The following is a 21,680-nucleotide window of genomic DNA, read 5'->3' as shown; positions in this document are numbered from 1 at the left end:
TCGTTTCCGAAAGCGGGTGCAAAAGTAGCGGGTTTTCGCATACACGCAAAACATACGCGGGACTTTTTTTCGATTTTCCATGAACTTTTTCATAAAGCGTTGGTTTACAGTTATGTTTTACGGCAGGTTTTTGAAGGGAAGAAAGGAGGGGGAAAGGAACGCACACCTAATTATATTAACGCGGGCGCGCGAAAGCGGAAAACTGGGAAATGAGGGGAAAAACGGGAAAATCGGGAGAAAAAGAAGGCAAAAAGCGCGTGAAAACCGCGCTTGCAGCGCTCATGAACCGCACAAGTGACAATCAAAAGCCGCACAAGTGACAATCAAGAGCCGTACAAGTGGCCAACAAACAGGGAAAAACAGAATGACTGAAAAGAGGATTATAAAGGGGTAAGTGACGGGGGTGGCAGTAGAGGATTCAGAATAATGCCACGAAATCAATGTTCCATTCTAATAGTTACTTCTTATGACTTTCAACACATTTCACAAAATAGAAAAACTTACGATAACTTTTTTTATGGTTCATCCGACATTTTGAGGGGTGTCAGCATAAAGTGCTTTAGCCAAATAGAGGATGGAAAAGATATAAAATAAAATTACCATTTCAGTTTTACTTTTTCGATAGAAGTTTTTCATACCGAATGAGGTTGTATAGGGAAGGTTTAAAACCCAAGGGGTCTATGTTTAAAACATAGGGCCCTTATGTTTGAAACATAGGCCTTTTATTGTTAAAAGACATTCTCCAGAGGGGGAGAGCAGCAAAATGCACCCCGCCTCATAGTTGTCAAGAAAACACACCGCAACAAGTTAACGAGTTGACAAGGCGTTTGCAGCGGGCCGTTTCAAGCGGCACTTTATCAAACAGGGCATTCCAGCCTTGTAGACTTGTTGACTGAAGTCTTGTTAACTAATAAGTTGAGCACTTGCGAAACTTAAATACCTAAAATAGGTACGGATTTCAGTAACTTAAGTTGAGAACTTATCACTCCAGACTTCGGAAGAACTAAAGTAAAGCTTTTCTTTACATTCAGCGAAGAAGGCTGTTGTTTCAAGGTCAATCTACCAAACTTCCATCAAGATGAGGAGCGATTAATCAGATTATTTTTCTACTTTTGCGTCCACTAAAAAACAATGAAGTCACCGTGAAAAAGAAACAGATTATTCCCACACACCTCCGCTTCCGCCGCTGGAGCCGGAATACATACGCGGCCTTTGCCAGCATAGGGCGCTGTGTGACCATCGGGAACCTGCGCAAGAACGTTGCGGACGCATCGCTACGCAAACAAGACACGGTGGCCCTCATCCCGCATTCATTACGCTATATGACTATCGAAAGTTTGAAACAACAGGTACTGGGAGGGACTGACCTATCGCCCGAACAGGCCGCCTGGTTGGCCAATGCGGCCGACCGCGAGGCATTGTATGCCGCCGCACACGAGATTACCCAAGTCTGCGCACAGCGCGAGTTCGACATGTGCTCCATCATCAACGCCAAGTCCGGCAGATGTCCGGAAGACTGCAAATGGTGCGCACAATCCGCCCACTATCAGACCCAAGCCGAAACCTACGACCTGCTTCCGGCCGATGAATGCCTGAGGCACGCACAGTACAACGAACGGCAAGGCGTCAACCGCTTCTCCCTGGTGACCAGCGGCCGCAAACCCTCCTCCAAACAGCTCGCACAAATCTGCGACACCGTCCGCCACTTGCGGCGGAACTCCTCCATCCAGCTTTGCGCCTCGTTAGGCCTTCTCGACGAAGAAGGACTGCGGGCACTCTACAACGCCGGCGTCACCCGCTACCACTGCAATCTGGAGACAGCCCCCTCCCACTTCGGCAACCTGTGTACCACCCATACCCAACAAGACAAGCTGAACACCCTGCAAGCCGCCCGCAACGTAGGCATGGACATCTGCTGCGGCGGCATCATCGGCATGGGCGAAAGCATGGAGCAACGCATTGAGTTTGCCTTTACCCTGCGCGACCTGCACGTGAGTTCCATCCCCCTCAACCTGCTCAGTCCCATTCCCGGCACACCGCTGGAAAACCAGCCGCACCTGAGCGAAGAGGAAGTACTGGTCACCATTGCCCTCTTCCGCTTCATCAACCCCACGGCCTATCTGCGCTTTGCGGGCGGACGTTCCCAGCTGAGCCGCGAAGCGGTGCAGAAAGCCCTGTACATCGGGGTGAACTCCGCCATCGTGGGCGACCTGCTGACCACCCTCGGCTCGAAGGTGGCGGACGACAAGCAGCTGGTCAGCGAGGCCGGATATACCTTCAACTCCGCCCAGTTCGACAAGGAACACCTGTGGCATCCCTACACGTCGACTACCCACCCGCTGCCTGTATATAAGGTAAAGCGGGCGTCGGGCGCCACCGTCACCATCGAGGACCCCTGGACACCGGGCAGTGAGCGGACACTCATCGAAGGCATGTCGTCCTGGTGGTGTGCCGTGCATGGCTACAACCACCCTGTGCTGAACCGCGCGGCGCAGGAGCAACTGGCCCGCATGTCGCACGTCATGTTCGGGGGCTTCACCCACGACCCCGCCATCGAGCTGGGACGCCTGCTGCTCCCCCTGGTACCGCCCTCCATGCAGAAGATATTCTATGCCGACTCCGGCTCGGTGGCCGTCGAAGTGGCCCTGAAGATGGCCGTGCAATATTGGTACGCCCGAAGCCTGGCCGACGCTTCTCAAACATCGCTAGCACGGAAAAACAACTTCGTCACCATACGCAGCGGCTACCACGGCGACACGTGGAATGCCATGTCCGTCTGCGACCCCGTCACGGGCATGCACTCCCTCTTCGGCCCCGCCCTGCCCGTGCGCCACTTCGTGCCCCAGCCCCAATCGCGCTTCGACGGAGCCTGGAACCCTGACGACATCCTGCCGCTGAAGGAAACCCTCGAACGCCATGCCGACACCCTGGCCGCCCTCATCTTAGAGCCGGTTGTGCAAGGTGCAGGCGGCATGTGGTTCTACCATCCGCAATACCTGCGCGAGGCCGCCAGACTCTGCCGCGAGCACCGCGTGCTGCTCATCTTCGACGAGATAGCCACCGGCTTCGGACGCACGGGCAAGCTCTTCGCCTGGGAACATGCCGGAGTGGAGCCGGACATCATGTGCATAGGCAAGGCACTGACCGGAGGCTACATGACCCTCTCGGCCGTGCTGGCCACCAACGAGATAGCCGACACCATCTCCAACCACACTCCGGGCGTCTTCATGCACGGCCCCACCTTCATGGGCAATCCGCTTGCCTGTGCCGTGGCCTGCGCCTCCATCCGCCTGCTCACTTCCGACGAATACGACTGGCAAGGCACGGTGCGGAGAATTGAGGAACAACTGAAGCGCGAACTGGAACCGGCACGCGGCCTGCCCCAAGTGGCCGACGTCCGGGTGCTGGGAGCCATCGGCGTCATCGAGACCCGCCGGCCCGTGGACATGGCTTGGATGCAACGCCGTTTCGTGGAAGAAGGTATCTGGGTGCGTCCCTTCGGGAAGCTGGTCTACCTGATGCCTCCGTTCATCATCAGCCCCGAAGAACTGACCCGGCTGACAAGCGGGCTGCTGAAGATTGTGGGGGAGATGGAGTAAAGGCACTCTGGAGCCTCACCCCCAATCCCTCTCAAGAGCCTCACCCCCAGCCCCTCTCCCAAGGAGAGGGGGGGGAAGTAGCGGTTTCCAACTTAAACATTAACCATTAATCATTAACCATTAACCATTATATGATGGATTTCATCCGACAACTCCAAGAAGAGCTCGACGCCCTGCAAGCCAAGGGCAACCTGCGGCACTTGCCCGCCCTGACGCACGACGGGCGGGAAGTCGTGGTGGAAGGACGGAGGATGCTGAACCTGTCTTCCAACGACTACCTGGGCCTGGCTGCCGACCGCCCGCTGCGCGAAGAGTTCCTGCAAGGCCTGACGCCGGACACCTTCCTGCCCACGTCCTCCTCCTCCCGTCTGCTGACGGGCAACTTCACCCTCTACGACGAACTGGAGGCGGAGCTGGCACGCCGTTTCGGCACCGAGGCGGCGCTGGTATTCAACAGTGGCTACCACGCCAACACCGGCATCCTGCCCGCCGTCAGCGACGCACAGACCCTCATCCTGGCTGACAAGCTGGTACACGCCAGCCTCATAGACGGCATCCGCCTCTCAGCCGCCCGCTGCATACGCTACCGCCACAACGACCTGGCACAGGCCGCACGACTGATGGAACAGCATCGCAACGCCTACGCCCGCATCATCCTCGTCACCGAAAGCATCTTCAGCATGGACGGCGACCAGGCCGACCTCGGCGAACTGGTGCGCCTGAAGCGCCGCTACGACAACGTACTGCTCTATGTGGACGAAGCCCACGCCTTCGGGGTGCGCGGCGAACGCGGACTGGGCTGTGCCGAGGAAGCCGGCTGCATTGCCGACATCGACTTCCTGGTGGGAACCTTCGGCAAGGCCGCCGCATCGGCGGGCGCCTACATCGTCTGCCGACAGGCCGTACGCGACTACCTCGTGAACCGCATGCGTACCTTCATCTTCACCACCGCCCTGCCCCCGGTCAACATTGCCTGGACACTCTTCGTCCTGCGCCGACTGGAGCAGATGGACGGACGGCGCAAACAGCTGGCCCGCAACGGCAAGCAGCTGCGCGATGTGCTGACTTTCCGCGGCTATCCCTGCCCCAGCACCAGCCACATCGTCCCCCTCATCGTAGGCGCCAGCGCAGACACCGTGCTGCTGGCCGAGCAGCTGCAACGCCACGGCTTCTATGCCCTGCCTGTCCGCCCGCCCACGGTGCCCGAAGGCACCTCCCGCATCCGCTTCTCATTGACGGCGGACATCCGGGAGGAAGAGATTGAACGACTTAAATCAGTGGTTAACGGTTAGCGGCTCCGCATGGAGAAGGCGTGTCAAAACAAAAGTATCTGAAGCTCTCCTCCTTCCAGAAGGAGGAGTACCCGAAGGGGGAGGTGGTAGGTGAATACACAAAATTGATACGCAAAATGTCCTAATGGCCTACCACCCCGCCCGTTGGGCACCCCTCCTTCCAGAAGGAGGGGAGTCAGGTACCATCACTTAGTTGTGACACACCTTCCTACTAACCGCTAACCGCTCACCACTAACCACTAACAGCTAACCGCCAATGAAACAGCTATTCCTCATCAACGAACATCATCCCCGCCTCCTGCTCTTCTTTGCCGGCTGGGGGGCGGACGAGACTCCTTTCAAGGACTATCGGCCCGCAGGCTGCGACTACATGCTCTGCTACGACTACCGCACCCTTGACTTCGACCCCGAGCCCCTCCGTGCCTATACGGACATCCATGTCGTAGGCTGGTCCATGGGCGTATGGGCTGCCACACGGGTCATGGACAGCCACGCCCTGCCCTACAGCCGCCGGACGGCCATCAACGGAACTCCCTACCCCATCGACGAACAGTGCGGCATTCCGCCCGCCATCTACCGCGGCACGCTGGAAGGACTGACCGACGCCTCCCTCCACAAGTTCCTGCGCCGCATGTGTGCCGACTCCGCCGCCTTCCGCGCCTTTCTGGAGCGCACGCCCCGCCGCCCCCTGGACGAACTGCGCGAGGAGCTGGCCGAAATTGCCCGCCAAGATGCCGCCCTGCCGCCCTGCGCCCCCCGCTGGGACCTGGCCGTAGTGGGCACGGCCGACCGCATCATTCCTCCCGCCAACCAGCTGGAAGCCTGGCGCAAGCTGGGCACGCCCGTCCGCCAGACCGCGGACGCGCACTACCAGGAAGCCTTGTTCCACCAATACCTGCAGGACGACGTATGAACAAACGACTGATAGCCGAACGCTTTGCCAAAGCACGGGGCACCTATTCCCGCGAGGCGCGCGTGCAACACCAGGTGGCCGAGAAGATGATGCGTCTGGTGCAGACATACGCCGCAGACCCCGCCCGCCCCTTCAGGCACGTGGTGGAGTTCGGTTGCGGCACGGGCAGCTACTCTGACATCCTGCTCCGCACCCTCCACCCGGACTGCCTCCTGCTGAACGACCTCTGCCCCGAAATGAAGGAATGTGTCGACGCGCTGACTGTGCCCCGGGGGACAACCCTGAGCTTCCTGCCCGGCGACGCCGAAGTGCTGGACTTTCCCGAAGAAACCGACCTCATCACCTCCTGCTCCACCCTCCAGTGGTTCAGCGAACCTGCCGCTTTCTTCCGGCGCTGCCACCGTTTCCTCAGGTCCGGCGGCATTCTGGCTTTCACAACTTTCGGCCCCCGGAACATGCACGAAATACGCGCCCTCACCGGCAACGGGCTGGACTATCTGCCCATGGACGAAGTGCAGCGCCTGCTCCTCCCCCACTTCAGCCTGCTCCACGCAACGCAGGAGACGGTTCCCCTGGCCTTCGCCACCCCGACCGACGTGCTGCGCCACCTGCAACAGACCGGAGTGACGGGCACCGAGAAACGCATCTGGACGCGCACCCGCCTGCACGACTTCTGCGACCGATACACGCAACTTTTCGGCCGGGACGACGGCACCGTCACCCTGACCTACCAACCCATTTACATCATTGCCAAAAAACTATGAACATGAACTGCAACAACATCTACTTCGTCAGCGGCATCGACACCGACGCCGGAAAAAGCTACTGCACAGCCTGGCTGGCCAACCAATGGGCCGCACAGGGACACACCGTCATCACCCAGAAACTCATACAGACCGGCAACACCGGACACAGCGAGGACATCGACCTGCACCGCCGCATCATGGGCACCGGCCTCCTGCCCGAAGACCGCGAAGGCCTCACCATGCCCGAAATCTACTCCTACCCCTGCTCGCCCCACCTGGCCGCACGCATCGACCGCCGCCCCATCGACTTCGACCGCATAGACCGGGCCACCCGCACCCTGGCCGGACGCTACGGCCGCGTGCTCGTCGAAGGCGCCGGAGGCCTGATGGTGCCCCTCACGGACGACCTGCTCACCATAGACTACCTGCAGCAGCGCGGCTATCCCCTCGTATTCGTCACCTCCGGCAAGCTGGGCAGCATCAACCACACCCTCCTCAGCCTCGAAGCCATCCGCCACCGCAACATCCCCCTACACACGGTGCTCTACAACCTCTACCCGCCCGTGGAGGACACCACCATCCTGGACGACACCCGCGACTACATCCGCCGCCACCTCGCCCGCCACTTCCCGGAGACCCGCTTCCTGGAAGTGCCGGTGATGCCAACCAGCCATGCCTAAGGGCCGGCACTGACGCGGACGGGCGGACAGGCTCCACAGCCGGGAAGCCTCATCCGCCCCGTCCGCGTCTGAAAAATGCCTAATACCTCCTACCTAAACCCGTATAGCCACTCCAAGTTTCTCCATTATTTCGTAACTTCGCCCCCAGTTTAGACCACATACGTACACATGGAAGCTATTACGACCTCTTCTCTTGCCGGAGCACTGCTTACGGCAGCCGCCATTCTGTTTACGGTACAGGCACTCTACTACCTGCTCCTCTACAACCGCATTATCCGCCGCAACAGGGCCGCACAACGCGGCGAACTACACTTCACCGCCGAACAGGCCCCCATCTCCGTCATCATCTACGCCCGCGACGAGGCCGAAAACCTGCGCCGCAACCTCCCTGCCGTGCTTGCCCAAGACTATCCGCAGTTTGAGGTCATTGTCATCACGGACAGCGACAAGGACGAATGTGCCGACTACCTGACGCAGCTCGAAGGACAATACCCCAACCTCTACCACAGCTTCATACCCGACTCCTCCCGCTACATCAGCCGCAAGAAGCTGGCCGTCACCCTCGGCATCCGCGCCAGCAAATACGACTGGATGGTGCTCACCGAGCCCGAGTGCCTGCCCCAGAGCAACCGCTGGCTGCAACTGCTGGCACGCAACTTCACAACCCGCACACAGGTGGTACTGGGATACAGCGGCTACGACCGCGGCCGCGGATGGCTGGCACGCAACGCCGCCTTCGACGCCCTCTTCAGCGCCATGCGCTACCTGGGATGGGCGCTGGCCCGCAGCCCCTACATGGGCATCGGCCGGAACCTGGCCTACCGCAAAGAAGCCTTCTATGCCCATAAAGGGTTCTCCGCCCACCTCAACCTGCTGCGGGGCGATGACGACCTCTTCGTCAACGGCATAGCCGACGCGGAAAACACGCGCGTAGAGACCGACCCCGACGCCGCCGTGCGCCGACGCCCGCCCTTCCGGGCGAAGGAGTGGAGGGAGGAAAAGACCGGCTATGCCTCCACGGCTCCCCTCTGCCGCGGCCTCCAGCGCTATTTCTCCGGTTTCGAGACCTTCAGCCGCCTCGCCTTCCATGCCGCGTGGGCAGGAGCCTGCGTGGCCGCCATCGTCCATGCCCACTGGCTGACAGCCGCCCTTGCCCTCCTGCTCTTCCTCCTGCGCTTCGCCCTCCAGGCCGGGGTCATCAACTGCACCGCCCGCACCCTGCGCGAGCCTTACCGCTACCGCCTCACCCTTCCCCTCTTCGACCTGCTCCAGCCCCTCCAGGCACTTCGCCGGCGCCTCCACTGCCTCCTCGGCAACAAGAGCGAATTCTTGCGGAAATAGGAACGGAACGATGGGCGGACGGCGCCCGGCGGGGAAGCCGTTCCATGTCCGGATTCAGGCCGAAAACGCCTTCGGACGGCCTTTTCAGAGACCGACAGCATTGTTCGGAAATTCAAGAAAACATTTACAAAAAGTCAGCATAAGGAGATTTTTGCTGACACGGGCTTTCTGCAAAAAGCACGAAACAGAGGCCGGAAAGCCCTCTTCGGGATGCCCGGAGCCACCACCAGGCAGGCTCCGTCCGTCCACCGTGCTTGCTCCGTCCGTCCAGATTGCTTGCGCGGAGCAGGCAGAATGCTTGTGCGGAGCGGGCAGAATGCTTGTGCGGAGTGACGAAAAACCTTGTTCCGACCTCCCAAAAGGGATGTCGGCTCCTTCAAAGTGGCTTTTTGAGGCCACAAAGGGAGCATTTTCCACCGCCGGAAACCGTTTTTTCTTCTCTTTCAAATGTAAGGATTTCGCTATCCCGCTGCCATGCAACCGATTACAGCTTTTCTCTTCCGTTTTTTCGTGCAAGCCGGACGGAAGGCCGAAAAAACGAAATCTCGCGCGCCGGGAAAGTCAAAGTGTCAGAATGTAAAGGAAAGAAATCTCAAACGGCACGCCCAAGATGAGGAAGCGACATGAAGGGAAACGAAGAACCGCATGGAGCCATGCGGGGCACAGGCATCCTTATGGACGGAGCTTGTGCCTCACACCTCGCCCGGCTCAAACGGCTTGCGGAAAGTGCAGCCGTTGCGCCACTCGGAGCAGCCGTAGGCCGTCTTTCCTTTGATGACGGTGCCCTTGCCGCAGAGGGGGCAGGGACGTCCCACCAGTTCGTCGCCTTGGGGTGTGGCGGCGGGAGTGTCGGCCTTCGGCTTGCGCGGAGCCCGCTTGCGGGGTTCCTTCTTGGGTGCCTCGGCAGAGGCGGCGCCCTTGGCCGGAGCGGCAGGAGCAGGCTCGGCCAGGGTGATGCGGCGGTTGGAGTTGTCCGAGAGAACGGCCAGTACCAGGTCGCGCACCATCTGCTTCAGCTCGTCGAGGAAGCGGGCGGCGTCGTAGGTGCGGCGCTCAATCTCGCGGAGCTTCTTCTCCCAGATGCCGGTCAGCTCGGCGCTCTTGAGCAGCTCCTCGCGGATAATCTGTATCAGCTCCACGCCGGTGGGCGTAGCCACCAGGTTCTTCTTCTCCTTGCGGATGTAGTTGCGCTTGAAGAGGGTCTCGATGATGGCGGCGCGGGTGGAAGGGCGGCCGATGCCGTTCTCCTTCAGGGCGTCGCGCAGTTCGTCGTTGTCCACCAGCTTGCCCGCCGTCTCCATGGCGCGCAGCAAGGTAGCCTCGGTGTAGGGACGCGGGGGTTGTGTCCACTTCTCGGCCAGTTCGGGCACGTGGGGACCGCTTTCGCCCTTGGCAAACGCCGGGAGCCCCGAAGCTTCGGGGTCGGCGGGGTCGGTGTCGTCGTTATCCTCGCGGTTGTCGAAGCACACGCGCCAGCCGGGGGCAAGTATCTGCCGCCCCGAGGTCTTGAAGAGGACGGCTTCGTCCGCTTCTCCCCCCACTTCGGAAGAGGAGGCGGGGGTGAGGCTCCGGCATTCCCCCTCGACAGTGGTCGTGGCAAAGCGGCAGTCGGGATAGAAGGCGGCTATGAAGCGGCGGGCCACGAGGTCGAACACACTGCGCTCGCGGTCGGTAAGGTTAATGGGCGGCTGCCCGGTGGGGATGATGGCGTGGTGGTCGGTCACCTTGGAGTTGTCGAACACCTTCTTGGACTTGGGCAAGGCTGCTCCCTCCAGCGGGGCGGTGAGCGCCTCGTAGCCGCGCAGCCCCTTCAGGATGGTGGGACATTTGGGATAGATGTCGTCGCTGAGGAAGGTGGTGTCTACACGCGGATAAGTGGTGACCTTCTTCTCGTAGAGCGACTGGATGAGCTTCAGCGTGTCGTCGGCAGAGTAGGCAAACTTCTTGTTGCACTCCACCTGGAGCGAGGTGAGGTCGAAGAGGCGGGGCGGAGCCTCGCGGCCCTCTTTCTTGGTGACGGAGGTGACGGTGAAGGGGACATCCTTGATGCGGGCCAGCAGCTGCTCGCCGCGGGCACGGTCGGTGATGGGTTCGATGCCGCGGTTCTCCTCCTCCTTCTTGGGCTTCTTGCCCGCAGCGGCGGCCTCCTTCTGCTTCTCGGCCTCCAGAGCCAGCTCCTCGTCGCTCTTGCGGACAATGGCAGTGAAGGTGGTGTCGCGATAGACGGTGTTGAGCACCCAGTACTGGCGGGGGACGAAGTTCTGTATCTCCAGCTGGCGGTTGACGATGAGGGCCAGCGTGGGCGTCTGCACACGGCCGATGGAGAGCACCTGGCGGTTCTGCCCGTACTTCATGGTGTAGAGGCGCGTGGCGTTCATGCCCAGCAGCCAGTCGCCGATGGCACGGCTCAGTCCGGCCTCGTAGAGGGGCTGGAAGTCGGAGGCAGGACGCAGGCTGGAGAAGCCCTCGCGGATGGCCTCCTCGGTGAGCGAAGATATCCAGAGGCGCTTCACGGGGCAGGTGGCACCTGCCTTCTGCATCACCCAGCGCTGGATGAGCTCTCCCTCCTGGCCGGCATCGCCGCAGTTGATGATGAGGTCGGCCTTCTGCATCAGGCTCTCAATGACACGGAACTGGCGCTCGTAAGTGGGATTGTCGATGAGCTTGATGCCGAAGCGGGGAGGTATCATGGGCAGGCTGCCCAGGCTCCAGGCCTTCCAGTCGGGGGTATATTCGTGAGGTTCCTTCAGGGTACAGAGGTGGCCGAACGTCCAGGTGACCTGGTATCCGTTTCCTTCGATGTATCCGTCTTTCTTCTCTTTGGCACCCAGCACGTCGGCGATGTCTCGTGCCACGGAGGGTTTCTCGGCTATGCAAACTATCATTTTCTAATCTTCTATTCGGCAGAAGAAGGCGTTCCGTCCGGGAACGGCGGCCTCTTCCATCATTCGGGGCGGCAAAGATAACGATTTTCAGGAAGAATGAGGAACGAAGGAGGAAGATTTGTCGGGAGAGGAAGGCTCACTGCCAGTCGCTGAACTCGAAGCTGAGCTGCTCCCACACGCCGTGCCGGTCTGCCTCTTCGTCGCGCGGATTGGAGACGGACAGGCCGATGAGGCGGATGGGATGCTCCGCATAGTCCACCTCGCGCAGCAGTTGCTTGGCCAAAGGAAGAATGACCGGAAGGTCGGTAAGCTCCTGCGGACGGGTGATGCTGCGGGTAATCTGGCGGAAGTCGTGGAACTTGATTTTCAGCGTCAGCGTGTTGCCGCGAAAGCCCTTGCGCTTCAGCCTTTCCACCAGCTCCACCGCCACGTGATACAGCTCGATGATGACCGACGACGTGCGGCTGATGTCCTTCTCCAGCGTATGCTCGCACCCGATGGACTTGCGCACCCGCACCGCCTCGACGGGCCGCAGGTCTATGCCCCGGGCAAAGTCGTAGTACACCGCCCCCACCTTGCCGAACTCCCTCGTCAGCATCTCCAGCGAGCGGGCCCGCAGCTGCGCCCCGTTGTGTATGCCCAGCAGGTGCATCCGTTTGGCCGTAACGGGGCCTACTCCCCAGAAGCTCTCGATGGGCAGGCGGGCAATGAAGTCCAGCGCCTGGTCGGGATGGATGGTGCAGAGCCCGTCGGGCTTGCGGTAGTCCGAAGCAATCTTGGCCAGGAACTTGTTGTAGGACACGCCGGCCGATGCCACCAGGTTCAGCTCCGCGCGTATCTTCCGCTTGATTTCGCGGGCTATGTCCACCGCCAGCGGAATGCCCGGCTTGTTGACGGTCACGTCGAGGAAGGCCTCGTCGAGCGAAATCGGCTCGATGAGGTCCGTATATTCGTGGAAGATTTCATGTATCTGGCGGGACACCTCTTTATAGACTTCCATCCGCCCGGGGATGAAGATGAGCGACGGGCACAGCCTCCGCGCCTTCTGCGACGACATGGCCGAACGCACCCCGTAGCGGCGTGCCTCGTAGCTGGCGGCAGCCACTACGCCCCGTTCCTCCGCATGGCCCACGGCGATGGGCTTGCCGCGCAGTTCGGGGTTGTCGCGCTGCTCCACGGACGCATAGAAGGCATCCATGTCGATGTGAATGATTTTACGTTCGGTCATTGCTCCGTTCTCCTCCTTCCGAAGGGCAAAGATAGTGTAAACCGAATGAAGTACAAAAGACGATAACTACGTTTTCAGGCTTTGACTTCCGGAGTGCAGCCTGTCAGATCCAAACATCCTACAAATACTTTTCCAATAAATATTGCAACGGGCTTAGCAGACGTGCGGTAACGCTTCTTTCGTCTGTCAGTATTTGTGCCGTTCCTGCCAGCTCACCGCTAAAGTCCAGTGTTTTTCCATAAGATGTATTCAATTCTTGCGGCAGGCTGACGGTCACCGTATATGTACCGGCTTCGTCAGCCAGCAACGACACTGTCTGTACCTGTCCTGTCAGAAAGCCGAACTCCATATACGGATAGCCCGTCACACTGATGTTTACCCGCTGCCCCGGCCTCACTTTCCCCGATCCCGAGTCCGGCAGTTTGATTTTTCCAATAATGGCCCCCGTGTCCTCGGCTACAATCGAAAACACTTTGTCTCCGCCATTCACATTCTGATTCTTCTGCCACACATCGTTGTACGACAATATTCCGTTGGCCGGACTGACAAACAGAAAAGACAGTTCCCAGTCATCCATCTGTGTTTTCAGTTCATCCAATGCCGTTTTCAAGGCTGTCAGTTGCGTGTTTTTCTCACGTTCCCGCTCCATCTTTGTCTCTATCATGCTTTGTTCCAATTGCGCTTCCTGAATACGGGCTGTCGATAGCGAAGTCATCAGTTGTTCAGTTCCTTGCCGCTTGGACAACAGTTCCTGTTGTGCTTTCTCGTATTCCGCCTTGGCTGTCAATCCGTCTTCGTACAATCCTTTTTCACGGTCGTGCACAGTTTCAGCGATGGAACTCTGCTGTTTATCCAGTTCTACCTGCCGTTGCAAATGCCCGATGTAGTTACGATATTCATTCAGTTCGCGCACTGTCGCCTCTACTTTCTGTTCGTAAAGGTCCAGCGTCAGGAAGTTGCGATAGTCTGTCAGGTTTCTCAGGAATGAAGCGTATGCTGCCTGTATGCTGCCCAACGCCCACCTTTCCGTAAACTTCATGGCCAGCACACAACTGTCTGTTATGGCAAAGCCGGCCAGTTCTTCTTTCAGAGCCAGTACATCGGACGTAACTGCCGGATTATCAAGAACAGCAATGATATCGCCTGCATACACCGAGTCCCGGTCGTGCCGGTACAATTCTTTCAGCTTGCCACTTCCCCTTGCCACTATCCATACCGGTGGATGTTCGGTCGTGACGGTCACAGTAGCATCCACCGTATCAGGATATTTAAAAAAGCACCCGCCTATAAAGAACAGGGCCAGTAACCCGAAAAACACGGTAATGCCCCAGCGTACCAGCGCATGCGGAGGTCGCGTCAATATTTCCTGCACTTCCTCGCTCCTCAATTCTATATCCTTTTCCTGCTCTTCCATCTTTCCTAAATCTCCAACTGGTTCTTCACCAGCCTATAATACTGTCCCTTTCTGGCTATCAGTTCCTCGTGCGTGCCTTGTTCGCTGATGCGGCCGTGATCTATCACCACAATCTTGTCGGCATGGCGCACGGTGCTCAACCGATGGGCTACCACCACCGATGTGCGTCCTTTGAAAAATTGCTGCAGATTCTCCATGATACGCCGTTCATTGTTTGCATCCAGCGCATTGGTCGCTTCGTCAAAGAAGATAAATTCCGGATCTTTATACACAGCTCTGGCTATCAGTATCCGCTGTTTCTGTCCTTGGCTCAATCCATGTCCTTCGCTGCCTATCTTGGTGTTATAGCCCAAGGGAAGTGAAGCGACAAAATCCTGTATATTCGCCACCCGTGCCGCATGCAACAAGCGTTCCTTATCAATATGCTCTACCCCCGGAGCGATATTTCCCGCTATGGTATCCGAGAAGATGAATCCGTCCTGCATCACCACTCCGCACCGTTTCCGCCACTCCCGCACGCTGTAGGCATCCAGTGGTATGTCACCCAGCATGATGCGGCCCGCTGCCGGCGGATAAAACTCCAACAGCAACTTCACCAGCGTCGTCTTCCCACTGCCACTCATACCTACAATGGCCGTCTGGCGTCCTGCCTCAATACACAGGCCGATACGGTCCAGTGTAGGGGTCTCGGCCAGCGGGTCGTACTTGAAGCTCAGGTCTTCCACCCGCAAGTCCTTCCCCTGGGGAATGTCCCGCATCGTTTCCCGCCCGGCAGGTTCCTCGTCGGGCTTGTCGCGCACCTCGCTCAGCCGGTTCATGCTCAGGCGGGCGTCCTGCATGTCGCGGGCAAAGCCTATCAGTTCGTTCACCGGGCTGTTCAGTTGCCCGATGATGTATTGCACCGACATCATCATGCCCAGCGTCATGTCGCCCTGCACCACGAAGCTGGCCACCAGCCCCGTGATGATGACGTTCTTCGTCTGGTTGATGAGCACCGCGCCCGAGTCCTGATACTGCCGCAAGGCCAGACTCCGGATGTTCACCCGGAACAGGCGTGCCTGTATCCGTTCCCACTCCCACCGCTTCTGTCGCTCGCACGCGCTCAGTTTGATTTCCTGCATGCCCGTCACCAGCTGCACCACGCTGCTCTGGTTGGCACTCTGCTGGGCAAAACGCTTGTGGTCCAGTTCCGCCCGCTTCTTCATGAACAGCCACACATAGGCCACGTAGAGTGCGCTGCCCGCCATGAAGATGAAGAACACCAGCGGACTGTAGAGCAGCAGCACCAGCCCGAACACCACGATGTTGAACGTAGAGAAGATCACACTCAGGCTGCTGCCCGTCAGGAAGTTCTGGATGCGGGTGTGGTCATTGATGCGTTGCAGGATGTCGCCCGTCATCTTCGTGTCGAAGTAGCCCATGGGCAGGCGCATCAGTTTGGCCAGGAAGTCGGAGATGAGGGCGATGTTGATGCGCGTGCCCAGATGAAGCAGAATCCAGCCCCGTATGAACTCTACTGCCGAACTGCTGAAGGTCAGCGTCAGCTGTGCCACCAGCACCAGCCAGATAAACCCCAAATTCTGGTTGTTGATGCCGAAATCCACCACGCTCTGTGTCAGGAAAGGCAGCATCAGCTGTATTCCGCTGCCCAGCAGCAGTCCCAGCAGCAGTTGTCCTACCAGTTGTTTGTAAGGCCGCAGATACGAGTACATAAAGGCAAATCCTTTTCTGCTCATCTCCCCCTCGTCGCCGTCGTCCTCCCGCGCATAAAACTCCGGAGTAGGTTCCAGCAGCAACGCCACGCCCGTATCCAGCCCGTCCTTCTTCGCGCTGAGCCAGCAGCGACAGAATTCCTCCTGTGTATATTTCAGTTTCCCCGCTCCCGGGTCGGCCACCCACACGTGCCGCCCATCCATGCGATACACCACCACGAAATGCTGCTGGTTCCAGTGTACGATGCACGGCAGGGGCGCTTCCCTCAACCGTTCGTAATCCACCTGTACGCAGATGCTTCGTAGCCCGATGCGTTCCGCCGCCTCGCTGATGCCCAGCATCGACACCCCCTCGCGGGTCAGGAAACTCTTTTCCCTCAGCCCTTCCAGCGAGTAGCGTTTGCCGTAGTGGGCGGCCACCATGCGCAGGCAGGTGGGGCCGCAGTCCATTACATTATGCTGTATATAACAGGGAAATTTCTTCATTGCGCCATCAGACTATCCAATGTCTGTATCAATTCCTCCCCGTGCAGGTCTTTCGCCACAATCCGGCAATGGTTGTCCAGCAGGAAGGAACGTGGTATCAGTTTCACGCCCAAGCGTGCCACCTCCGGAAGCTGGTTCCGGTTGTTGTCCGTACCGATGACATTGACAAAAGCTTGCAGAGAGTCTTTTACGATACTTTCGCGCCACCCGGTATGATTGTTGTCAATGGAGACGGCATACACTTTCAAGTCCTGCGGATACTTCGCCAAAGCCTGCTTGACGTACGGGAACTGAGCACGACAGGGCTTGCACCATGTGGCCCATACATCCACATAAATGTAGCGGCACCCTTTCAGGTCGGACAGGGCTACCATTTCACCGTCCGCACTTTCCAGATTGAGCGACAGCGTCTTCCCTATTTCCGTGTTCTTTCTGGCCATCTGATAAACGGCCTTTTCTCTCTTCACGTCACTGATTCGACGGCGGGTTCTCAGGCTTCTTTCCGATTGCGAATTATCCACTGTTTTCTGAGTTCTCCGAATGGCTCGTACGTCATTCGGCCACTTTTTTGCAAGATACTGCCTCAAAACCATCACGCTGTCTTCGCTGATGTAATCTTTAAAATTAACCTGCAAAAACACCCGTGCGGCATTGGCAGCTACATAATGCGGATTCTGCTTGACTTGATTGCAACCACAGAAGAAGGCTGTCCTTTTTCCCCTCATCCTCCAGCCGATGCCGTGTTTTCCACATGCTTCTGGTCCTCATGTCAGATACTATAATCTCGTTATGCACTTTCCCTTTCAATGCTTTTCTAATAGTGATCTGATCCATATCATCATAGAAAGCCTCTATCTCCACCGTATCGTTGGGAACCAAATAAACGAGCAAGTTATTGGGGCCTTCTTTAGAGAAGGTGATTTCTACATTATCTTCAAGAAGCAGAAGCCCTTGCAGTTCCACTGTTTTCTGCCCTTTTTCTGTCCGTACCGAGTCCCAGATATTCATCTCTCCGCCCGACACCCACGGAAGATAAGAGTGGAGATAGACGGTCTGTTCCACTTGTGAAAGTGCATCGTCCAAATGTACAATGACCGTCACGTTTCTGGTCTCATCGTTTCCATGCTGAGGAAGAAAGCTACTCAATATGAAAAGTAACCATATATATAACAAATGTTTCATACTAAAAATAAAATGAGTCAGCCCAAGATATTAAACTCTTGGACTGACAAAGGAATCACAAAAATCAAACTTTGATCACTTCCTCACAAACAGGATTGCTAAGGATTTTACTCGCATGCTCCTGAGCTTCCTTTAACTCAATTCCATCACTATATGTGATAGTTCTGAATTCACCACCAGGATTTTCTTCCACACAGTAGATTTCCCCTCCTGCAATCGCATTCATTTGCTTCTTATCCAACTTGAATGCTTCAAAATCTTTCATTGTTTTCATGTTGTTTAAAAATTGGTTTTACAATTAGATTTAATTTTAGGCTTTACTGTGCCTATACAGATACTTCATGAAGTTATATCTTTATGTCAATACATATTTCAAGTCTTCTATCCGATACACCTCCGGTACATACCCCTTTTGCACAATCACAGAAGGAGTTTTGGTAATATGCTGCCCGATGGCATAGCGTAAATGCTCTTCATACATCTGCTCCGCTTTCTCGGTAACGGGATAACAAAGCAAGGAATGAAGGACGTGTTTTGTGCTCCACGTTTCCAATAGTTCTATCATTTTATCCCATCCTTCCATCTGCCAGGCAGCAATCAATCTGAGGGCAACTTCCCTGCCTACCTTGTCACCCGGAAACGTCAGAAGAATCAACGACACCGAAGCCCGAGCCGACAAATCCTTCAAATACGGATGCACACGGGCGCAGTTTTTACACATAGGATTGGTCACAATCAATACTTCATCACCACCGGTTCGTCCGTTGTGCAGGCAGATGCCTCTGTCCGGCATTTCGCCAATGTGGGGCTGGATGCCTGACAATGCCTTAAACGCCTCCGCATTGAACAAGGAACTTAACCGTTGCCTCCCCTCCACCGCTTCTTGCCCTATCCGTATCTGACGCTTGACAGTCTGCCATACAGCCATGCAAAAGGCTGCCGATAGAGCCAAAGCAACACAAGCTGTAAAGGCAGGCGTAAAGCTAACTTCATCGCTCCAAAGCAAATACAACGCCAAGCTATTCAGCCATACAATCAGACAAACCATCAGGCAAAGCATACATCCTTTCTTTATTACAAACAGTTGGTTAACAATGGAATAAACCGTAAAAGCCAACGCTGCCGAAGCACAGCCTGCAGCAAGCCACCCAAAGCCATGAGGATGGCAGAGCGCAAACAGCAGCAACGTACTGAAATAGAACAGACTAAGCTCGCCCAACCCCATACCCGCCAGGCGGGCACCCTTGGACTGCAACACCGCATTGCAATCGATTGTCGTGCCAATGTGACAAAACCGATGCAAGAAATTCCGGTTGGACATCTCTTTGTACAAGATAGCAGAAGAAACGAACATGCCTGCACACAGCGTAAATAAATACAAAGCTCCTGCCACAGACGACGACGTTCCGACAACCAGTAATGTTCCCAAGATACCTGCTCCCAACAGGCTGTAACGACAACTCCAGTAAGCCACGTTCCGAATGAAGAAGTAGCTGTCCTGCTGTGTTTCAGCCGTCACTTCGCCCACCAGCACACCTCCCGTCCAAGTACGGAGAAACGCTTCGCGTTCTACTCTTACCCTCCTGCCACGTGTGTACACCGCCAACGAGGTCCCGTTTATTCGCTCCACCAAGCAAAAAGGCACTTCCGCCTGTCGGGTCACTGCTATAAACGGCGCCTCCAGTTGGTCGAAATATTCCGGCGGAAGCTGATAAACGGCATTCCGTATTCCCAATTCGTCCAGCGCGTCGCTCAGCCCCCGCATGCTGTTGCCCAAGGGATGGGCAAGCAGGCGGGCGACTGTACCACGGCCTACCCGCACGGAAAGCATCCGCAAGTAACGATAGAGTAAAGAAACAGTATGGGCATCAACGGACATACAAACGGATAATAAAAGTCGGGTTATAACGTAAATTCTCCTTGTAACCACTCATCCTCCGACATGATGTCGAGCTGATAGTCCCCACCGCTACAAGCACTTAAATCAATCTCCACAAACTCGCAAAACGTTTGCGAAGCAACTTCCTTTCCTGTGGACAAACTGATGATACGGACGGTAAAAGTACCGGGTAGTTCACTAAGGTCTACGCTTACCTCCTTATCTAATAAATAGGCGTAAACAGCGGGCTGGACGAAGGAATAAGTTATTGCGCCATCGGAGAACATAACATTCAATGGAATTTCCTTCTTTTCCGTTTCAGTAGTGGTCGAAGTAGTATTTCCATCCTTGGCATAAAAAGGTTGCGTACCCAGCCATAAAGAAATTAAAAGTAAAATCAGCGTTTTCATTTTACAGTCATTTTTTATTTTAATGCTGCAAAATTATCCGTTTAGAACCACACAGAATGTGGAACTTTTGTTGAATTTCATCAGAATTCACTCTTCTTTATGTGAAAAAAATGTGGAAAAAGGCATTCAAAGACGTTTTAACACGTCTTCCAACCGTTTTTTACCTGCATCAGGGAAATAACGAAGTATACGCTTCTGACGTTTGTACACACTGGAACGGTCCTTTTCCAACAAGACGGCAATGTCCTGCACGGACAATCCCAACAGATGGAGACCACAAAAACGAAGATCCTTCTCAGAAAGTGAAACTTGTTTTTTCAAATGTGTGATGAAACCATCCGCAAAACGATTAATCAGACAAAGAAGTTCACTTTGATCTTCCACCGTGAAATGTTCTTCATAGTCATCGTAAGATTGATAATAGGAAACAATGCGCGTCACCTTGGCATAAAGTTCCGTTTCACAAAGACGACCAACCAATTCATCAAAGTCGAACACCGGTTGAACCTCCGGTTCGTCGGAAGGAAGCAAAAGAATTTCCGAATCGGGTACCGATGGTTTCACAACTAACAAACGCTGATGTTCCTGCAACCAAAAGCCCATCAAGATATTCATTTGTTTGCGGAGGTGTTTTCGTTCTTTAAACCGCCACCCCAACAACAAGACAACACAAACGAGCAATCCACCAATCACCACCAAACAAACCTTTACAACCTGCCATAGCCTCTTCGCACCTTGTCGATGAAATTGTTCTTGCTCCGCCAACCGAATATCCACTACCTGTGATTGACTGGCAAGTTCATTCTCCGTCTGCCCATATTTTTTCTGATAAACCAATGCCTTTTCTGCATTCCCTTGTTCTTCGGCAATATCCGCCAAACGCATATAGGCTGCCGAACGGACAGCCAGAGAAGGACGACACGCAACCGTCCTTTCCAACCAAACCATAGCGGAGTCATAATGATTCAGTTTATAATGAGCCTCACCTATCAGCAAACTGGACATATACCTCCGTGCGGTATCCGATTCCAGTCTCCAAGCCTCACGAGCAAATTGCAAAGCACGTCTACCGTCCTGCATATAGCTATACAACTGGCTTAAAGTAAGTACACTTTTCTTTTGATGATTTATTAATTGCTTATGATTAGCCAATCGATAAGCTTTTAACAACAATGTTTCTGCTTCCTTATAATAATACTCACCTTTAGCAATCAGATAAATACTCCTTCGTTCCAAAATTTCAAGCCACAATACAGTATCGCCCACTTGCACAGATATTTGTTCCGCCTTGCTATAGAGAGAATCGGCCTGCGAAAGCATCCCCTGACTGTGATAGATATAGGCCATCCTTCCATACGTCCGCCCTAACCACCAGGTATTTCCACACTGTTCCATCAGTGTCTTTCCCCGCTGGAAGATATGCAATGCCTGCCCCGCCTGACGATGATCCTGATAAAGGATGCAGCCTCGGTTGTACTCGCCCCGCGCTTCCCAAAAGACATCACCGGTACGATGAAAATAGCCGATGACCGGCAACAGCAATGAGTCGTTGGCCGGCATCTGTCCGTTGCGGCATTCCGCCTCCACGGCCAGCAACCGGTGACGCATGCGGTCGCCCTCTTCTAAGGCCGAAGGAGGGATGCTATGCAACAGAGTCAAGGCACTGTCGGGACGGGCATCTATCAGACTGTCCGCCTTGACAAGCAGATTGGGATAGTCCGTGCGCGAGCCGCAGGATAAGCAGCACAAGCAGAGCAACAGGAGGAGGTAATGCATCAGTTTCATGTCGGTGTATCTCTTTTCGGGAACAAAGATAACCTATTGGCGGAATTAATTTGAATTGATAATATGTTTGGAAAGTTGCGCATATCGCTGATTTTTATTAACTTAGTGCTATCCGAATCATTAAGTTT

General features: G+C 55.7%; 18 protein-coding genes. 7 read left to right on the top strand and 11 right to left on the bottom strand.

The features are described 5' to 3' along the window. From Q1Y74_RS09765 to Q1Y74_RS09735, 7 genes are all read left to right on the top strand, one after another. Positions 1-213, top strand: a 213-nt coding sequence (locus Q1Y74_RS09765; RefSeq protein ID WP_300814088.1) for a hypothetical protein, incomplete at its 5' end; no start/stop codon positions are given. Between the two features lie 1,109 nt (positions 214-1,322). Further along, positions 1,323-3,599, top strand: a complete 2,277-nt coding sequence (gene bioA / locus Q1Y74_RS09760) for an adenosylmethionine--8-amino-7-oxononanoate transaminase (protein ID WP_300814091.1) — start codon at positions 1,323-1,325, stop codon at positions 3,597-3,599. Positions 3,600-3,733: 134 nt separating this feature from the next. Next, positions 3,734-4,891, top strand: a complete 1,158-nt coding sequence (locus tag Q1Y74_RS09755; RefSeq protein ID WP_300814090.1) for an 8-amino-7-oxononanoate synthase — start codon at positions 3,734-3,736, stop codon at positions 4,889-4,891. Positions 4,892-5,147: 256 nt separating this feature from the next. Beyond that, entirely contained in the window at positions 5,148-5,804 is a 657-nt protein-coding gene (locus Q1Y74_RS09750) for an alpha/beta fold hydrolase (protein WP_300814087.1), read from the top strand. Beyond that, the gene (gene bioC / locus Q1Y74_RS09745; protein ID WP_300814086.1) at positions 5,801-6,568 is read left to right on the top strand and encodes a malonyl-ACP O-methyltransferase BioC; all 768 of its coding nucleotides are present in this window, start codon (positions 5,801-5,803) and stop codon (positions 6,566-6,568) included. Before Q1Y74_RS09750 ends, bioC begins: the two co-directional genes overlap by 4 nt. Before the next feature lie 2 nt (positions 6,569-6,570). Beyond that, positions 6,571-7,230 carry a dethiobiotin synthase gene (bioD, locus tag Q1Y74_RS09740; protein WP_300814089.1) on the top strand — a complete coding sequence of 220 codons (660 nt, stop codon included), beginning with the start codon at positions 6,571-6,573 and terminating at the stop codon, positions 7,228-7,230. Positions 7,231-7,398: 168 nt separating this feature from the next. Next, complete coding sequence (locus Q1Y74_RS09735; RefSeq protein WP_300814085.1) at positions 7,399-8,571, top strand: glycosyltransferase; 1,173 nt, start codon at positions 7,399-7,401, stop codon at positions 8,569-8,571. A gap of 84 nt (positions 8,572-8,655) precedes the next feature. Here the strand turns inward: Q1Y74_RS09735 and Q1Y74_RS09730 are convergent, their stop codons facing one another. The 11 genes from Q1Y74_RS09730 to Q1Y74_RS09680 form a co-directional block, all read right to left on the bottom strand. After that, positions 8,656-9,018, bottom strand: coding sequence for a hypothetical protein (locus tag Q1Y74_RS09730; protein ID WP_300814084.1), 363 nt, complete (start codon positions 9,016-9,018; stop codon positions 8,656-8,658). 245 nt (positions 9,019-9,263) lie between these two features. Beyond that, positions 9,264-11,456, bottom strand: coding sequence for a DNA topoisomerase 3 (locus Q1Y74_RS09725; protein ID WP_300814083.1), 2,193 nt, complete (start codon positions 11,454-11,456; stop codon positions 9,264-9,266). A gap of 136 nt (positions 11,457-11,592) precedes the next feature. Further along, the gene (dinB, locus tag Q1Y74_RS09720; protein WP_300814082.1) at positions 11,593-12,684 is read right to left on the bottom strand and encodes a DNA polymerase IV; all 1,092 of its coding nucleotides are present in this window, start codon (positions 12,682-12,684) and stop codon (positions 11,593-11,595) included. Between the two features lie 118 nt (positions 12,685-12,802). Next, positions 12,803-14,098, bottom strand: coding sequence for an HlyD family efflux transporter periplasmic adaptor subunit (locus Q1Y74_RS09715; protein ID WP_300814081.1), 1,296 nt, complete (start codon positions 14,096-14,098; stop codon positions 12,803-12,805). A 5-nt stretch (positions 14,099-14,103) separates the two neighbouring features. Further along, entirely contained in the window at positions 14,104-16,296 is a 2,193-nt protein-coding gene (locus Q1Y74_RS09710; RefSeq protein WP_300814080.1) for a peptidase domain-containing ABC transporter, read from the bottom strand. Beyond that, complete coding sequence (locus Q1Y74_RS09705; RefSeq protein ID WP_300814079.1) at positions 16,293-16,736, bottom strand: TlpA disulfide reductase family protein; 444 nt, start codon at positions 16,734-16,736, stop codon at positions 16,293-16,295. Before Q1Y74_RS09705 ends, Q1Y74_RS09710 begins: the two co-directional genes overlap by 4 nt. A gap of 184 nt (positions 16,737-16,920) precedes the next feature. Continuing rightward, a complete protein-coding gene (locus tag Q1Y74_RS09700) occupies positions 16,921-17,478 on the bottom strand; it encodes a hypothetical protein (RefSeq protein WP_300814078.1) in 558 nt (185 codons plus the stop codon). A gap of 64 nt (positions 17,479-17,542) precedes the next feature. Further along, the gene (locus Q1Y74_RS09695; RefSeq protein WP_300814076.1) at positions 17,543-17,752 is read right to left on the bottom strand and encodes a hypothetical protein; all 210 of its coding nucleotides are present in this window, start codon (positions 17,750-17,752) and stop codon (positions 17,543-17,545) included. A gap of 81 nt (positions 17,753-17,833) precedes the next feature. Further along, positions 17,834-19,357, bottom strand: a complete 1,524-nt coding sequence (locus Q1Y74_RS09690) for a vitamin K epoxide reductase family protein (protein WP_300814075.1) — start codon at positions 19,355-19,357, stop codon at positions 17,834-17,836. 23 nt (positions 19,358-19,380) lie between these two features. Next, positions 19,381-19,767 carry a DUF3244 domain-containing protein gene (locus tag Q1Y74_RS09685; RefSeq protein ID WP_300814074.1) on the bottom strand — a complete coding sequence of 129 codons (387 nt, stop codon included), beginning with the start codon at positions 19,765-19,767 and terminating at the stop codon, positions 19,381-19,383. A 126-nt stretch (positions 19,768-19,893) separates the two neighbouring features. Then, complete coding sequence (locus Q1Y74_RS09680; protein WP_300814073.1) at positions 19,894-21,552, bottom strand: hypothetical protein; 1,659 nt, start codon at positions 21,550-21,552, stop codon at positions 19,894-19,896. Positions 21,553-21,680: the final 128 nt, after the last annotated feature.

It is taken from the genome of uncultured Bacteroides sp. (genome assembly GCF_949298305.1).
In the GTDB taxonomy this organism is placed as follows: domain Bacteria; phylum Bacteroidota; class Bacteroidia; order Bacteroidales; family Bacteroidaceae; genus Bacteroides.
The sequence above is the reverse complement of the archived record's forward strand: the minus strand, read 5'-3'. Positions and strand labels throughout refer to the sequence as shown.

What these genes read in the sequence shown, in the direction of transcription:
- Q1Y74_RS09695 (WP_300814076.1), bottom strand. Translation starts at nt 17,752, where the DNA reads ATGAAAACAATGAAAGATTTTGAAGCATTCAAGTTGGATAAGAAGCAA.
- Q1Y74_RS09680 (WP_300814073.1), bottom strand. Translation starts at nt 21,552, where the DNA reads ATGAAACTGATGCATTACCTCCTCCTGTTGCTCTGCTTGTGCTGCTTA.
- bioA (WP_300814091.1), top strand. Translation starts at nt 1,323, where the DNA reads ATGACTATCGAAAGTTTGAAACAACAGGTACTGGGAGGGACTGACCTA.
- Q1Y74_RS09700 (WP_300814078.1), bottom strand. Translation starts at nt 17,478, where the DNA reads ATGAAACATTTGTTATATATATGGTTACTTTTCATATTGAGTAGCTTT.
- Q1Y74_RS09755 (WP_300814090.1), top strand. Translation starts at nt 3,734, where the DNA reads ATGGATTTCATCCGACAACTCCAAGAAGAGCTCGACGCCCTGCAAGCC.
- Q1Y74_RS09690 (WP_300814075.1), bottom strand. Translation starts at nt 19,357, where the DNA reads ATGTCCGTTGATGCCCATACTGTTTCTTTACTCTATCGTTACTTGCGG.
- Q1Y74_RS09735 (WP_300814085.1), top strand. Translation starts at nt 7,399, where the DNA reads ATGGAAGCTATTACGACCTCTTCTCTTGCCGGAGCACTGCTTACGGCA.
- dinB (WP_300814082.1), bottom strand. Translation starts at nt 12,684, where the DNA reads ATGACCGAACGTAAAATCATTCACATCGACATGGATGCCTTCTATGCG.
- Q1Y74_RS09710 (WP_300814080.1), bottom strand. Translation starts at nt 16,296, where the DNA reads ATGAAGAAATTTCCCTGTTATATACAGCATAATGTAATGGACTGCGGC.
- Q1Y74_RS09750 (WP_300814087.1), top strand. Translation starts at nt 5,148, where the DNA reads ATGAAACAGCTATTCCTCATCAACGAACATCATCCCCGCCTCCTGCTC.
- Q1Y74_RS09715 (WP_300814081.1), bottom strand. Translation starts at nt 14,098, where the DNA reads ATGGAAGAGCAGGAAAAGGATATAGAATTGAGGAGCGAGGAAGTGCAG.
- Q1Y74_RS09725 (WP_300814083.1), bottom strand. Translation starts at nt 11,456, where the DNA reads ATGATAGTTTGCATAGCCGAGAAACCCTCCGTGGCACGAGACATCGCC.
- Q1Y74_RS09685 (WP_300814074.1), bottom strand. Translation starts at nt 19,767, where the DNA reads ATGAAAACGCTGATTTTACTTTTAATTTCTTTATGGCTGGGTACGCAA.
- bioD (WP_300814089.1), top strand. Translation starts at nt 6,571, where the DNA reads ATGAACTGCAACAACATCTACTTCGTCAGCGGCATCGACACCGACGCC.
- bioC (WP_300814086.1), top strand. Translation starts at nt 5,801, where the DNA reads ATGAACAAACGACTGATAGCCGAACGCTTTGCCAAAGCACGGGGCACC.
- Q1Y74_RS09705 (WP_300814079.1), bottom strand. Translation starts at nt 16,736, where the DNA reads ATGGCCAGAAAGAACACGGAAATAGGGAAGACGCTGTCGCTCAATCTG.